Origin of the sequence: Allobosea sp. TAB14, from assembly GCF_052113865.1 — a bacterium.
Lineage (GTDB): Bacteria > Pseudomonadota > Alphaproteobacteria > Rhizobiales > Beijerinckiaceae > Allobosea > Allobosea spartocytisi.
Map to the genome: position 1 here is coordinate 54,978 of NZ_JBFRDQ010000017.1, position 13,466 is coordinate 68,443.

At 64.9% G+C, this 13,466-nt stretch carries 15 protein-coding genes; 7 read left to right on the forward strand and 8 right to left on the reverse strand.

Features of this window, described 5'->3' with window-relative positions; genetic code table 11:
- Positions 1 to 90 precede the first annotated feature (90 nt).
- Positions 91 to 990 carry a LysR family transcriptional regulator gene (locus AB4Y99_RS04170; protein ID WP_038367151.1) on the forward strand — a complete coding sequence of 300 codons (900 nt, stop codon included), beginning with the start codon at positions 91 to 93 and terminating at the stop codon, positions 988 to 990.
- A gap of 86 nt (positions 991 to 1,076) precedes the next feature.
- Here the strand turns inward: AB4Y99_RS04170 and AB4Y99_RS04175 are convergent, their stop codons facing one another.
- Positions 1,077 to 1,259 carry a hypothetical protein gene (locus tag AB4Y99_RS04175; protein WP_441522475.1) on the reverse strand — a complete coding sequence of 61 codons (183 nt, stop codon included), beginning with the start codon at positions 1,257 to 1,259 and terminating at the stop codon, positions 1,077 to 1,079.
- Between the two features lie 133 nt (positions 1,260 to 1,392).
- Here AB4Y99_RS04175 and ald point away from each other — a divergent pair, with 133 nt between their 5' ends.
- Complete coding sequence (gene ald, locus AB4Y99_RS04180; protein ID WP_441522476.1) at positions 1,393 to 2,508, forward strand: alanine dehydrogenase; 1,116 nt, start codon at positions 1,393 to 1,395, stop codon at positions 2,506 to 2,508.
- 130 nt (positions 2,509 to 2,638) lie between these two features.
- Here the strand turns inward: ald and AB4Y99_RS04185 are convergent, their stop codons facing one another.
- The 7 genes from AB4Y99_RS04185 to AB4Y99_RS04215 form a co-directional block, all read right to left on the reverse strand.
- Positions 2,639 to 3,670, reverse strand: coding sequence for an ArsR/SmtB family transcription factor (locus tag AB4Y99_RS04185; RefSeq protein WP_081925606.1), 1,032 nt, complete (start codon positions 3,668 to 3,670; stop codon positions 2,639 to 2,641).
- Positions 3,671 to 3,685: 15 nt separating this feature from the next.
- Complete coding sequence (gene arfA / locus AB4Y99_RS04190) at positions 3,686 to 5,221, reverse strand: arabinosylfuranosidase ArfA (protein ID WP_133565776.1); 1,536 nt, start codon at positions 5,219 to 5,221, stop codon at positions 3,686 to 3,688.
- Positions 5,218 to 6,063, reverse strand: a complete 846-nt coding sequence (locus AB4Y99_RS04195; protein WP_441522477.1) for an ABC transporter ATP-binding protein — start codon at positions 6,061 to 6,063, stop codon at positions 5,218 to 5,220. Before AB4Y99_RS04195 ends, arfA begins: the two co-directional genes overlap by 4 nt.
- Positions 6,060 to 7,070 carry an ABC transporter ATP-binding protein gene (locus AB4Y99_RS04200; RefSeq protein ID WP_191125548.1) on the reverse strand — a complete coding sequence of 337 codons (1,011 nt, stop codon included), beginning with the start codon at positions 7,068 to 7,070 and terminating at the stop codon, positions 6,060 to 6,062. Before AB4Y99_RS04200 ends, AB4Y99_RS04195 begins: the two co-directional genes overlap by 4 nt.
- Positions 7,067 to 7,930 carry an ABC transporter permease gene (locus AB4Y99_RS04205; RefSeq protein ID WP_191125547.1) on the reverse strand — a complete coding sequence of 288 codons (864 nt, stop codon included), beginning with the start codon at positions 7,928 to 7,930 and terminating at the stop codon, positions 7,067 to 7,069. The genes AB4Y99_RS04200 and AB4Y99_RS04205 overlap by 4 nt, the downstream gene beginning before the upstream one ends.
- Positions 7,930 to 8,934 carry an ABC transporter permease gene (locus AB4Y99_RS04210; protein WP_441522478.1) on the reverse strand — a complete coding sequence of 335 codons (1,005 nt, stop codon included), beginning with the start codon at positions 8,932 to 8,934 and terminating at the stop codon, positions 7,930 to 7,932. Before AB4Y99_RS04210 ends, AB4Y99_RS04205 begins: the two co-directional genes overlap by 1 nt.
- Before the next feature lie 100 nt (positions 8,935 to 9,034).
- Positions 9,035 to 10,936: an ABC transporter substrate-binding protein gene (locus AB4Y99_RS04215; RefSeq protein ID WP_441522479.1), complete on the reverse strand. Its 1,902-nt coding sequence runs from the start codon at positions 10,934 to 10,936 to the stop codon at positions 9,035 to 9,037.
- Positions 10,937 to 11,437: 501 nt separating this feature from the next.
- Here AB4Y99_RS04215 and AB4Y99_RS04220 point away from each other — a divergent pair.
- The 5 genes from AB4Y99_RS04220 (at position 11,438) to AB4Y99_RS04240 (ending at position 13,265) form a co-directional block, all read left to right on the forward strand.
- Positions 11,438 to 11,902 carry a hypothetical protein gene (locus tag AB4Y99_RS04220; protein ID WP_441522480.1) on the forward strand — a complete coding sequence of 155 codons (465 nt, stop codon included), beginning with the start codon at positions 11,438 to 11,440 and terminating at the stop codon, positions 11,900 to 11,902.
- 82 nt (positions 11,903 to 11,984) lie between these two features.
- Positions 11,985 to 12,221, forward strand: a complete 237-nt coding sequence (locus AB4Y99_RS04225; RefSeq protein WP_441522481.1) for a hypothetical protein — start codon at positions 11,985 to 11,987, stop codon at positions 12,219 to 12,221.
- Between the two features lie 221 nt (positions 12,222 to 12,442).
- Positions 12,443 to 12,664: a hypothetical protein gene (locus AB4Y99_RS04230; RefSeq protein WP_038367122.1), complete on the forward strand. Its 222-nt coding sequence runs from the start codon at positions 12,443 to 12,445 to the stop codon at positions 12,662 to 12,664.
- Between the two features lie 5 nt (positions 12,665 to 12,669).
- Positions 12,670 to 12,954, forward strand: a complete 285-nt coding sequence (locus AB4Y99_RS04235) for a hypothetical protein (protein WP_441522482.1) — start codon at positions 12,670 to 12,672, stop codon at positions 12,952 to 12,954.
- Positions 12,951 to 13,265 carry a hypothetical protein gene (locus AB4Y99_RS04240; RefSeq protein WP_441522483.1) on the forward strand — a complete coding sequence of 105 codons (315 nt, stop codon included), beginning with the start codon at positions 12,951 to 12,953 and terminating at the stop codon, positions 13,263 to 13,265. Before AB4Y99_RS04235 ends, AB4Y99_RS04240 begins: the two co-directional genes overlap by 4 nt.
- The last annotated feature ends 201 nt before the right edge of the window (positions 13,266 to 13,466 follow it).

Genomic DNA, 13,466 nt, shown 5'->3' on the forward strand with positions numbered 1-13,466 from the left:
TCAGCCCCGTTGGCATGACGCAGCGTAGCATTGGCCTCACGTTCGGATTAGCATCGCATCGGCGAAATTCAGGTCCGGAAAAACCGAACGATGTTGAAGCTCGACGGCATCGCAACCTTCGTCGCGATCGCGGAGGCCGGCTCCCTGAGCGAGGCGGCCCGCCGGCTGCGCCTGTCGAAATCGGTGGTGAGCGACCGCCTCGCCGAGCTGGAACGCGGCCTGGGCGCGAGCCTCCTGCATCGCAGCGCGCGCCGGCTCACGCTCACCGAGGACGGAGCCGCCTTTCTCACCCGCGCCACCCGTATCGCCCGTGATGTCGAGGAGGCTGCGGCCGATATGGCGGAGCGGCGGGGCGCCCTCGTCGGAGCGTTGCGGATTTCGGCACCGGTCACCTTCGGCCGGATGCATCTCGGCCCGGCGATCTACCCTTTTCTGGCCCGGCATCCCCGGATCGAGTTGACGCTCGACCTCGACGACCGCCGTATCGATGCCGGCTCCGACAGCTTTGATGCCGTGCTGCGCCATGGGCCGATCGCGGATTCACGCCTCGTCGCCTGGACGCTGGCGCCGAGCCGGCGGGCTCTCGTCGCGTCGCCGGACTATCTTGCGCGGCGCGGGACGCCCGGCTCATTGGCCGAGCTCGATGGGCATGACGGCATCTTCTACACGAACCGCGGCGTCGGCGACTGGCGGTTCCGCGGGCCGGAAGGCGCTATCAGCGTGCGCGGGCGCCCGGCGCTGCGGGTCAACAACGGCGACATGATGCGGGATGCCGCACTGGCGGGTCTGGGCATCGCATTGCTGCCGCTGTTCATCGCAAGCGCCGAGATCCGGAGCGGCGGTCTGCGCATCGTCGACATCGGCGTTCAGCCTGAAACCGAATTCATTCACCTGGCCCATCCCGAAGGTCGCCGCCCCTCGGCGAAGCTGCGCGCCTTCGCAGATTGCCTTCGCCGCGCCTTCGGCGATCCGCCCCCTTGGGAACGCTGAGGCGCAATCCGCAGCAGGACGGACGACAAAGCTTCTCGCCGCCGCCCCTCATGCAGCAGCGAGACCTGCGATCGGATTTTGAGGCGTCAGCGCAGGCGCAAGATCATGTGCCTCAGCAGCGCTTCCCTGCGCGGCAGGGCCGATACGAGAATGTGCTCGCGCGGCGAGTGCCACTCGTTCCCGATGACGCCCAGCCCGTCGAGCGTCGAGGTCCCGACGCTCGACGTGAAATTGCCGTCGCTGCCAAAGCTGCTGCGCGTCGCGCTCAAATCGCCCCCCAAGATCACGGCCAATTTTGCAGGCCTTCGCGAACAGGGGCCGGGAGCGATACGGTGTTTCCTGGTAGAATCTCGACGCTGATCGAGACGACACATCGATCCCGCAAGCCGGTTGGAGGAAATCATGCGCGTTGGCGTCCCCAAGGAAATCAAGGTCCATGAATATCGCGTCGGGCTGACGCCGGAAGCCGCCCGGGAATATGTTGCCGCCGGCCACGAGGTGTTGATCGAGGCAGGAGCCGGGACTGGTATCTCCGCCCCGGATGCAGCCTATGAAGCAGCCGGAGCGCGGATTGTGGGCCACGCTGCCGAGGTGTTCGCCTCGGCGGATATGATCGTCAAGGTCAAGGAACCGCAGCTGACGGAGTGGGGGCAGCTGCGTGAAGGCCAGATTCTTTTCACCTATCTGCACCTCGCCCCCGACCCGCAACAGACGGCCGGCCTGGTACAGTCCGGCGTCACCGCCATTGCCTACGAGACCGTGACAGACCGCTTTGGCGGGTTGCCACTKCTGGCGCCGATGAGCGARGTCGCCGGACGSCTSGCGRTCGAGGCCGCSGGCGTYTCSCTCAAGCGYCATGCMGGCGGGCGCGGCATCCTGATCGGCGGCGTGCCCGGCGTTCCGCCGGCCCGCATCGTCGTGATCGGCGGTGGCGTCGTCGGCACGCATGCTGCCCGCATGGCCSCCGGATTGGGCGCGGACGTCGTCATCATCGACAGATCGCTGCAAAGGCTGCGGCAGCTCGACGAGTTGTTCGGCGGTAGGGTCCGCACGCGGTTTTCGACGCTGCATGCCATCGAAGAGGAGGTGATCGCGGCCGACGTGGTCATCGGAGCGGTCCTCATCCCCGGCGCTGCGGCACCGCGATTGGTGTCACGCACGCAGCTCTCGCAGATGAAGCGCGGGGCGGTTCTCGTCGATGTCGCGATCGACCAGGGCGGGTGCTTCGAAACCTCGCGGCCGACGACACATGCCGACCCGACCTTCGAGGTCGACGGCGTGATCCACTATTGYGTCGCAAACATGCCTGGAGCCGTCCCGCTGACCTCCAGCTACGCCTTGAACAATGCCACGCTCCCGTTTGGACTGGCGCTCGCCGCGAAGGGCCTCGACGCCATTCGCAGCGATCCCCATCTCGCGGCCGGCCTGAACGTCCACCGCGGCCAGATCACGAACGAACCGGTCGCCGCCAGCCTTCGATCGCCCTGCGTATCGGTGGAGAAGGCCCTGGCCGCATAAGGCGGTGGCTCCCGGCAGTTTTTCCCTGGACGGTTTGCCGGGAGCTGCCGAGTTGCTCCTGACGTGGAAGCCATCTGCCGCGAAAGCCTGAGATCGCGGTCCGACTACGGCGTGTTTGGGCGGGTGACGCTCACGTCGTGGCGTGGGGAAGCGCGGTCATCGCGTGCAGGTGCAGCCGCATCTTGATGTCCTGGTTGTGATTGCCGAAGCCGCGGCCGAAGATGTTGACGCCGCCGGGCCTGCCCTCCCTTTCGTCGATGCCGACACGCATCTTGATCGAGTGGTGCCGGTCGAGGTCGAGCTCCTCGATCGTGACATCGCTGAGTCTGCGCTCGCCGAGGAAGGTGCCTTCGGCCGTGATGCGCCAGGTCGTCAGAATGCCGTATTGCGATCCCTCAAGCTTCCACCAGTGCGGCGTGTAGGCGCCGCGGCGGTCCCCATAATCGCCGGGGCATGTCCAGGTTCCGATCTTGCGCTCGTTGACCCACAGGCTGATGTCCGAGGGCCAGTCGGAATTGGTCCCCGGCACTTCCGACGACATCTCCATCTCGAATTCGAGGGCTTCGACCTTGCGGTTGAGAACCTTCGCGTTGTTCGGGAATTTGTATTCGACATAGCCGCGACCGAACCAGATCAGCGCCGCCTGTACGCGGCGCGGATCGAGAAACAGTTCGGGCACGTCGAGCACCCCTAGAATGCGCTCGGTCGAGCACAGACCGCAGGGGGCGGAGACGTCCGAATTCGTATACAGCCCGAGCGGCATCTCGACCTCGACGACATTGTTCTCGCGGCTGGGATCGTCGGGGTCGAGATTGACGACGATCTCGGTATAGCGGGCGGCGCAGACCTTCTGCTGGCCCTTGGTGGCCTTGCCGAGCGAGGTCGAGATCAGCTCGGCCTCCTCCAGCACCTGGACGTTGGTCACGATCGTCGATTGCGGCAGACCGAGGATCTCCGCAATCTGATTGATGTTCTTCGGGCCCTGCCGGTTGAGCAGCCTCAGGATGCGCAGCCTGACCGGAGAGGCCAGGCCGCGCAGCACCTGATACTGCCGGTCGGCGTTGACGACGAGGAAGCCCCGGTCGCGCGGCTTGGTCGCGCCCGACGTGTCGCCGCGATTGCCGCGGCGGCCGCGCTGGTGTCGTGGCGGGCTCTCGTCCATCGTCGCGGGCTTCTGTCAGCTGTCCAGCCTGATCACATTCCACGAAGCCGGCTGCAAGGCCAGGGTGATGCTGTCCGGCTTCGTCGAGACCTTCTTCAATGTCGCCGGCTTGACCTTGAGCGGTTCCTCCTTGCTGTTGACCGCCTTCAGGTCGGCATGGCGCAGTTCCGTCGCCTCCGTGACCGTGAGCTTGCCGAAGCCGCGCGCATCGACGGTGACCTCGACGCCCTGTTCAAGGTCGCGATTGAGCAGGAAGAGCGAGACGCCCTTGTCGTCGCAGACCACGGACGCCTTCAGATAGGGCGCGTCGATCGGATAGAAGAGATCCTGCTTGCCCCTGGGGTCGAAATAGGAGGCCTCGTAGCTTTCGGATTTGACAATCGCCTTGAGCACGGTCCCGCGTCCCAGCCGGCTCATCTGCGCGAAGGGCCAGAAGATGGTCTGGCGCCAGGCCGGACCGCCGGTCTCGGTCATGATCGGCGCGATGACGTTGACGAGCTGTGCGAGGCAGGCGGTCTTCACGCGATCGGCGTGATTGAGAAGCGAGATGCAGGCGCCGCCGAAGACCAGGGCGTCCTCCATGGAGTAGATTTCCTCGAGGATCGGCGGCGCCACCGGCCATCCTTCCTTGACGCGGTCGGCCCGCACGCGCCGCGTCCGGTACCACACATTCCATTCGTCGAAGCTCAGCATGATACGCTTGTCGGAGCGACGGCGTGCCGCCACGGCGTCGGAGATCGCGACGACCTCCTCGATGAACTGGTCCATCAGGTCGGGGCTGGCGAGGAAGGCCTTGGTGTCGCCGGCGTAGTTGTTGAAGTAGGTGTGCAGCGAGATGAATTCGACCTGGTCGAAGGTGTGCTCCAGCACCTCGTCCTCCCAGCGGCCATAGGTCGGCATGTTGCGGCCGGAGGAGCCGCAGGCGGCGAGCTCGATCGACGGGTCGATCCAGCGCATCATCTTCGCCGCCTCATAGGCGACACGCCCGTATTCCGTCGCGGTCTTGTGCTCCATCTGCCAGGGGCCGTCGACCTCGTTGCCGAGGCACCAGAACTTGATGTCATGCGGCTTCTTCCAGCCATGCTTGATGCGAAGATCCGACCAGGCCGTGCCGCCGGGATGGTTGCAGTATTCGACGAGGTTGCGCGCCGCGTCACCGTCGCGCGTGCCGAGATTGACGGCGAGCATGGGCTCGATCTTCGCCGCCCGGCACCAGTCCACGAATTCGTTGGTGCCGAAGCTGTTCGGCTCGGTGGTGAACCAGGCGAGGTCGAGCCTGGCGGGGCGGTCCTTGATCGGGCCGACGCCATCCTCCCAATTATAGCCGGAGACGAAATTTCCGCCCGGATAGCGCATGATCGTCGGGCCGAGCTCCTTGACGAGTTCGAGCACGTCCTTGCGGAAGCCACGCTTGTTGGCGGTGGGGTGGCCGGGCTCGTAGATGCCGCCATAGACGCAGCGACCGAGATGCTCGACGAAGGCGCCGAAGAGCCTCGGATCGGTGTCGCCGATGGCGAAGGCGCGGTCGAAGGTGATGCTGGCTTGTCTCATGACCTGTCTCCGGATGTTTCAACCGCTTTGCGTGGATGGGTGGCACGGAAGGCTCCGGCGCTGTCGGGCGTGAGCACGGCGTCGCGGAGTTGGCGGGAATAGGGATGCGTGGGTGCCGAGAGCACGGCACGAGCCGGTCCCTGCTCGACCACGACGCCCTTCTGCATGATGATCAGCCGGTCGCTGATGTAGTAGGCGGTGGCGAGATCGTGGGTGATGTAGACGATCGACAGGCCGAGCTCGTCGCGCAGCCGGCCGAACAGGTTGACGATCGACATGCGCAGAGATGCGTCCACCATCGAGACAGGCTCGTCGGCGACGATCAGCCTGGGCTTCGCGACGAGGGCACGCGCGATGGCGACGCGCTGCAGCTGGCCGCCGGAGAGCTCGTGCGGAAACCGCCCCGCGATTTCCGGGAGCGACAATCCGACCTGCCGCAACGCCTCGTCGACCGGTTCCTCGACGGCGCCTTTGCCGGYCGCGCCGCCGAAGCGCTCCGCCGTCATGAACAGATAGCGGTCGAGCTGCTTCAGCGGATTGAACGCCTCGAACGGGTTCTGGAAGATCGGCTGGACCTCGGCCATGAAGGCGCGCCGCTCATAGGCCGCGACGTCGCGGCCCCCGAGCCTGATCAGGCCGGAGCTGGGCGCATGGATGCCGAGGACCATCCGCGCCAGGGTCGACTTGCCCGAGCCCGACTCGCCGATCACGGTGAAGATCTCGGGCTTGTCCGCCGCGAGGGCGAAGCTCACCTCCTTCACGGCCTCGACGCGGCGCGTCGAGAACAGCCCCCCGCGCGAGAAGCTCTTGCTGACCCGGTCGAGTTCGAGCAGCGCGCTCATGCCGCCGCCCCCTCGTTGACCGCATGGCAGGCGACGCGATGGCCGGGAAGGCTCTCGATCATGGCGGGCACGGTGGTTGCACAGATCGGCATGGCCAGCGGGCAGCGCGGATGGAAGCGGCAGCCGGGCGGAGGCGCCGCCAGATTGGGCGGGGATCCTTCGAGGCCGTCGCGCTGCTGCGTGTCACCGATGCGCGGCAGGCTCGCGATCAGGTGGCGCGTATAGGGATGCAGCGGCCGCGAGAAGATCTCGGGCGTCTCGCCATCCTCGACGAGGCGCCCCGCATACATGATGCCGAGCCGGTCGGTCAGGGCGGCGTGGACACCCATGTCATGGGTGATGAACAGCACGCTCGAGCCCATCTCGCACTGGATCGCGCGGATCATCGCCAGCACGTCTTTCTGCACGACCACATCGAGGGCCGTGGTCGGTTCGTCGGCGATGATGAAATCCGGCTTGCAGATCGTCGCGAGCGCGATGGTCACACGCTGGCGCATGCCGCCGGACAGCTCGTGCGGATAGGCGGCGAGCACCGACGGGTCGAGCTTGACGCGCTCCAGATGCGCTTCGGCCCGCGCGTCGAATTCGGCCTTGCTGCCGCCGAGATGGCGCCAGGCGAAGTCGCGAAAACTGTGCCTGACCCGCCTGAGCGGGTTCAGCACGTTCATCGAGCCCTGCATGATGTAGGACAGGTGCCGCCAGCGGATGGCGCGCACCACATCCGGCGGCGCCCGGCCGATCGCGTCCCAGCCCGGCAGGAAGGAAAAGCGGGCCGAACCACCGACCATTTCGAGCGGCGGCTTCAGCAGCCCCGCGATCGTCTTGACCAGAGTCGTCTTGCCGGAGCTGGATTCCCCCGCGAGCCCGTAGATCTCGTTGCGGTTCACCGCGAAGGTGACGCCGTCCACCGCCCTCACCTCGCGGTTGACGCCGAAATAATGGCTGCGGAAATGCGCCTGGAGGTCGCGAACCTCGAGCACCGGCCCCGCATCGTCCCCGCCGCTCATCGGCTGCCTCCCATCCGGGCGAGACGGCTGCGCGGGTCGATATATTCGTTCATCGAGACCGCCAGCAGGAACAGGCCGACGAAGGTCATCACCACCAGCGCGACCGGAAAGGCGATCCACCACCAGATGCCGGCCACGAGAGCGGTATGCTGGTTGGCCCAGTAGATCATCCCGCCGATGGTCGGTGTGTTGATGTCGGTGAAGCCCAGCACGGCGAGGGTGACCTCGATGCCGATCGACCAGTTCATGTTGTTCATCGTGGTGGAGAAGACGATCGGCAGCACATAGGGCAGGTGCTCGCGCGCCAGGATCTCGTGCGTCTTCATCCCCGAGAAGATGCTCGTCTGCGTGAACTCGCGCGTCTTCAGGGAAAGCGCGACCGAGCGGATCAGGCGGGCGTCATAGGCCCAGCCGAGGCAGGCCATGATGGTGGCGAGCAGCGGCGTCGACATCGAGTCGCGCAGCACGAAGTAGAACAGGATCAGGATCGGGAAGAGCGGGATGATGATGAAGGTGTCGTTGATCGACATCAGCACCCGGTCGATCCAGCCGCCGCAGTAGCCGGCGAGCAGCCCGACGACGAGCGCGATCACCCGCGACAGCGCCGCGACCATGATGCCGAAGGAGAGCGTGTTGCGGATCGCCGCCGTGAGCTGCCAGAACACGTCCTGCCCGCGCGAGGTCGTTCCGAGCCAATAGGCGGTGGAGGGCGGCAGGTCGGGCGGCACGACATAGACGTCGCCCGCCGGATAGGGCGAGACGAGGGACAGCGCCGCCATCATCGCCACGATGCCGACGAGCACGAGCCCGATCCGGAATTCGAGGTTGTAGCGGATCAGGTCCCGCAGGATGGCCAGCATCAGCGCAGCTCCACGCGCGGGTCGATCAGCGGGTAGAGCAGATCGATCACCAGGACCCCGACCGAGACGGCGATGATCGAGACGGTGGTGACGCCGAGCACCAGCCCGTAGTCGCCGGCATAGACCGCATCGACAAGGAGGGTCCCGACGCCGGGATAGCCAAAGACCTTCTCGGTGATCACCGCGCCGTTGAAGATGCCGCCGAGCGACATGGCGAGCCCGGTCACCTGCGGCGCCAGCGCATTGCGCATGACGTAGGAGCCGAGCACCCTGCGGCTGTCGAGCCCGGCGATCTCGGCATAGACGACATAGTCCTCGGTCACGATGTTCGAAACGAGCGAGCGCATGCCGAGGAACCAGCTGCCGAGCCCGATCAGGATCAGCGAGAGCGCCGGCAGGACCGAGTGCCGGGCGACGCTCGAAACGAAGGACCAGTTCCAGCCCTGCTGTAGGTTCATCGCCGCCCCGCCGGTGATCGGCAGCACCGGCCAGAGGAAGCCGAAGACGATGAGCAGCAGAAGCGCGACGATGTAGTAGGGGATCGGATGGACGCCCATGGCGACGACGCCCATCAGCTTCAGCGTGCGGTTGCGCTGGTAGTAGCCGGCGAGCCCGCCGAGCCAATTGCCCAGCACCCAGGTGATCAGCGTCGAGACGATCAGCAGACCCGCCGTCCAGGGCAGCGCGCGACCGATCAGGGTCGAGACGGGGGTCGGGAAGGCGGAGAGAGAGGGGCCGAAATCGCCGCGCAGGACCCGGCTCCAGAAGGTGAGGTATTGCTCGGCCAGCGTGCCCTTGAGCCCGTAAAGCTCCTGCAGCGAGGCGCGCATCGCCGCAATCGCCTCGGGCGCGGTGCTGCCGAAGGAGGTCACGGCCGAGATCGACTGCTCGACCGGGTCGATCGGCGAGGCATGGGTGATCACGAAGGCCAGGTTGACCCCGATGAAAACCACGACGGCGAACTGGGCCAGACGTTTCGCGAGATAGGCGGGGTAGGCGCTCATGCGATCCCGAAAGCTCCACCGGTCCGTGCGACGCAGACGTCACCGGCTGGCGATTGTCCTGGGAGGAAGGCGGGCCGCCCGGCGAGGCGGCCCGGGTTTCTCAGTTGGCCGGCTTCAAGCGCACGAACATGTAGCGGGAGTTGCCCCAGTTCGTGACCGGGTTCGCGTAGGGATCGTCGGCGGTCGGGTAGCCCTTCCAATAGGTCTGATCCATCGCGGTGAAGACGTTGTAGGCCATCAAGGGAATGATCGGCATCTCGCGGGTCATCAGCTTGACGTAGTCGCGACCGAGCTCGACGCCCCTGGGATCGTCGAAGTCGATCTTGCGGATATCCTCGATGATCTTGTCGAGTTCCGGATGGCTCCAGCGCTGCCAGTTGCGCAGCGGCTGCGGCTGGCCGGGCGGGGCGACGAACTGCGAATGCCAGCTGTCCATGAAATAGGACAGGTCCTGATGGCCGCCCCAGGTCTCGACGCTCCAGCCGATGAAGGCGTCGAAATCGCCGGYCGCGCGCCGCGTCAGCAGCGTGCCCTGCGCGACGTCGATGCGCGCATCGACGCCGGCCTGCTTCCATTGCTGCACGATCATCGTGCCCGCCCGCGTCATGACCGGCCGAAGATCGCCCTCGACCATGAGCCTGACCACAAACGGCTTGCCGTCAGGCGTCAGCCACTGGTTGCCCTGCTTGCGGAAGCCGGCCCGCGTCAGCAATTCGCCGGCGGCGGCGACATTGGTCTTCCACCAGCCGAGGCCGAAGGATTTGTCGATCACCGCCGGATCGGAGGGGATCTGGTCGCCCATGGACGGACGCAGCATGTCGGCGATCTGCTTGCCGACCGTCGGGTCGTAGGGCTTGATCTTGCTCTTGCCGGTATCGATCTCGAAATCCTTGAGCCAGGCCTCCATCGGCTTGTGATAGGCCTCCGGATGAATACCGGTCGGCGGCACGGCGATCGCGGAGATGGTCGCGGCGCCGCGATAGGCGGCCATGGTCACGGCCTTGACGTCGATCATCAGCGCCAGCGCCCAGCGCACGTCGCGGTTCTTCAGCTGCTCGTGCTGGGTGTTGAAGATCACCGCCGGCAAGGTCGGGTCCGGATGGCCATAGGGGAAGCCCTTGAACCAGGCGCGGGTGCCCTTGTCCTGCTTTGCCAGCGTGAACATGCCCTCCGGGGCGATGTCGTGAATGACGTCGAGCTCATGATTGAGCTGCGCGATGACGCGCTTGTCCGGCGGCCCCGGGTCGATATAGGCGAGATATTTCGGTCCCGGCTTGCCGTGCCGGCCGAGCGAGCTGCGCTGCCAGTCCTCGCGCAGCTGCCAGATGTACCATTTGCCGTCGGGGTCGAAGGAGTGGAGCGTATAGGCCCCGAGCGAGACGGGCTTGTTAAAGTCGAACTTCGCGGGATCTTCGACCTTCTCAAAGACGTGCTTGGGCAGGATCCAGATCGCCCCCCAGCGCACGGTGAAATTGGTGTGGAAGCGCGAGTTGGACTTCTTGAGCTTGAAGATGACCGTCTCGGCGTCAGGCGTGTCGACGGAGGCGACGTTATTGGCGAGCACCGCCGAGAAGCGCATGTTCGGGTTCTTGATCTGGATATCGACCGTTGCCTTCACATCCGCGGAGGTGAATTCGACGCCGTCACTCCAGAACAGGCCGCGTCGCAGCTTGACCCGCATCTCGGTGAAGTCGGCATTGTAGACCGGCTTCTCGGCGGCCAGCGAATTGTCCCAGGCGCCGTCGAGACCCTTTTCGGGATCGATGTACCAGAGCGTGTCGAGAGCCGCCTGCTGCAGCCCGTTCGACTGGCTGCCGGCGTTGATCGCCCAGATGTTGAACCAGCCCGCGTTCTTAATCGTCCCTTCCGGATTCTCGAGAATCAGGAGCTCCTTGCGGGGGATGCTCTGCGGAACGCCCTGGGCCGCCGACGGCGTCGGTAAGAACGGTATTGCGGGTGCAAGGAGCGCGGCCGCAAGCAGCCACGCGCGCAGACGCGTCATCGTCACCTCCCTAAAGACGGGGCGTTGTTCGCCCTTCGATGACGCGAGCTTAGGCGGTGCCCAAAAGGGGAGCAACGATGGATATGGTCTATATCAGAAGGTTAGATATGAATGACGTAAGACATTGAAAATATGACCTATAATGCATCTTTCGAGCGCCCCGCCACATCCGGCCGCGCCGCTTGCCATGCCGTGAAGATCGCCCGGGCTGATGCGTCGGCGATCCGGCGCGACCGCGAACGATATGCAGGGCTCTGGCCGCCCTATCGCGCCCGGATGGAGGAGAAAGGTCCGCCCTGATCGGTGTCCGGGGTCCGCCCGAATCCGGGACAAGCCCATAGCGCCCGAGCACCGCCATCGCCGCTGGATCGCTCCCCCAGAGATTTCAAGCGATTTGCGATTTCCAGAGAGATTTGAGCTGCGAAAAATTCAGAACTTACTGTTTTCGATCGGCGCCGGCCGCAGCTTTAGCGCGAAGTATCGCGCATAATTTCTACATAATTGAAGATATTCGCCATCGTCATTGAAAATAAAATATCACGAATTATTTCTTTAAAGTATGATATTATGTTCTACGGAAAGATTTTCTTCCGTAGAACGGAACAAAATATCATGAAGATTCCTTCACAAACCAAGCCTGCCATCTGGGGTGCCGTTGGTGGCGCGATCGCCCTGGCCGTAGTCGGATTCTCCTGGGGCGGCTGGTCGACAGCCGCGTCGAGCGAGCGCTTGGCGAAGCTCAGAGCCGAGAACGCCGTTGTCGCCGCCTTGTCTCCGATCTGCGTGAGCAACTTCCAAAATCAGCCAAACGCGGATGCCGCGCTCTCCGAGCTGAAGAAGATCAGCTCGTGGAGCCAGGGCGATTTCATCGCCAAGGGTGGCTGGGCCACGATGATCGGCAGCACATCGCCCGACTCGGCGGTCGCCAAGGCCTGTGCCGAAAGGCTCGGCATGCCGAAGACTTGAGGCGATCGCAGCGACCGTTCCGCGCGCAGTGCGACATCGGTCGAGCGGTCGCGACGCTTTCGGGACAGCGCGCCGGGGGCGTGTGCTGAAGCCGCGCGTGCCTTTGCCTGGTTTCCGGGGCGATAGCGATCTCGCATTATCGCTGGTCGACCTCGATGCCGGCGCCTGCCGCGACCGCCTGCATCGCGATCGGTCAAATGAGAACAGCGGCGGCGAATCCGTGGTATCCTGTCTGATCAGTCTCGCCGAGATTCGCCAGTTTGCCCGCGTCGGCGGGGATCGGCCGAAACTGGCGCCGCTTCGGGTCTTGCACRCCTGAGCCTTCGGCGATCTTGCACAAACAGATCGGCGGACATCTTGTCCCAGCCCAGTTTCCCGAACAGGCAGGCCTTGTACCTGCACCCCGATCCGTCGAGGGTCGTCGTGCGCCGGTATCGCCGCGCTGCTGGATGCGATGGACGTTTGCGACGCGCGCCTGGATACCCGCCGCGAAGACGCACGGCGTCCCGCCGGGCAACTTGCCCTCGAAAGTGAAAAACCATGACCGAACGGATCATCAAGGTTGGCGATATCGTGAACCTCTCATTCGGCTTCGCCGACCGGTCGGGAGAGGGAGATTATGAGGTCTTTCGCGTGATGCCCGTACGCGAGAGCGGAGAGCGCCAGTATCGCGTCAGAGGCGCTGACGGACATGAGAGGGCGATCGGTCACGACCAGATCGTCCTTTCGACAACGAAATCGCCGGCATCCGGCTCCCGGTGACGATCATGGGTTCGCTGGCATCAGCGACCGGACAGAAGGGGCGGCCGCAGCCGCCTATCAGGAGAAAGCAGATGACCGAACATTCGAAATCCCGCACCCAGGCGGAAGCCGCATYCCTCAAGACGCAGACACAAGCCCTGTCGCGCAATCGCATCCTGTCGGAAGCCGAAGGCGTCAATCAGGCCCGCGACGCCAATACGGCCAGGCTGAAGGAACAGCGGCTCCAGAAGGAAGCCCTCGACCGCGCGACCGCGGCAGCAACGCCGAAGGCCAGCAAGCGCCCGAAATGACAGCCAAGGCCGTCGCGGTCGCAAGCAACGAACCGAAGGAATCTGTCTTGGATATCGACGTGACGTCTAAACCCGGCGAGGCGGCGTGGCTGCTGACCGATCTGCTCGGCCGGGAGATGGGGCAGGTTGTGGAAGAAAGCCCAGGCGCGTTTCGGATCCAGCCCGCCGGTCATGCGGTGCAGACGATGGCGAGCATGAAGCTCGAACCCTATCGGACACTGGATGAGGCGCTTGCCGAGATCGAACGCTTCACCCGTGGAACTTGTAGGCGCGCGCAACCCGGCGATCGTGACGAGGAGCCGGCATCGTGACGAAGCGCCCCGCGATCGGCACGTCGGAGAGCGCTTCGTCGATATGCCGCCCTGCAACGGCGCGCGCTTTCAGTTGCTGGCTCTTGCGGGTGACATTCTTGGGCGAATCCAGCGGAAGCGACCGATCCATGTCGTGAACCGGGGCGTGTGTCGCAGCGTGTGTCTGGCCGTCCTGGGATTTGATCGCATCGGTCATCAAGG

Bases quoted from the DNA above. Each gene is read 5' to 3' on its own strand.
- AB4Y99_RS04170 (WP_038367151.1), top strand. From the start codon at position 91: ATGTTGAAGCTCGACGGCATCGCAACCTTCGTCGCGATCGCGGAGGCC.
- AB4Y99_RS04185 (WP_081925606.1), bottom strand. From the start codon at position 3,670: ATGGACGAGAGCCCGCCACGACACCAGCGCGGCCGCCGCGGCAATCGC.
- arfA (WP_133565776.1), bottom strand. From the start codon at position 5,221: ATGAGACAAGCCAGCATCACCTTCGACCGCGCCTTCGCCATCGGCGAC.
- AB4Y99_RS04200 (WP_191125548.1), bottom strand. From the start codon at position 7,070: ATGAGCGGCGGGGACGATGCGGGGCCGGTGCTCGAGGTTCGCGACCTC.
- AB4Y99_RS04205 (WP_191125547.1), bottom strand. From the start codon at position 7,930: ATGCTGGCCATCCTGCGGGACCTGATCCGCTACAACCTCGAATTCCGG.
- AB4Y99_RS04210 (WP_441522478.1), bottom strand. From the start codon at position 8,934: ATGAGCGCCTACCCCGCCTATCTCGCGAAACGTCTGGCCCAGTTCGCC.
- AB4Y99_RS04230 (WP_038367122.1), top strand. From the start codon at position 12,443: ATGACCGAACGGATCATCAAGGTTGGCGATATCGTGAACCTCTCATTC.
- AB4Y99_RS04240 (WP_441522483.1), top strand. From the start codon at position 12,951: ATGACAGCCAAGGCCGTCGCGGTCGCAAGCAACGAACCGAAGGAATCT.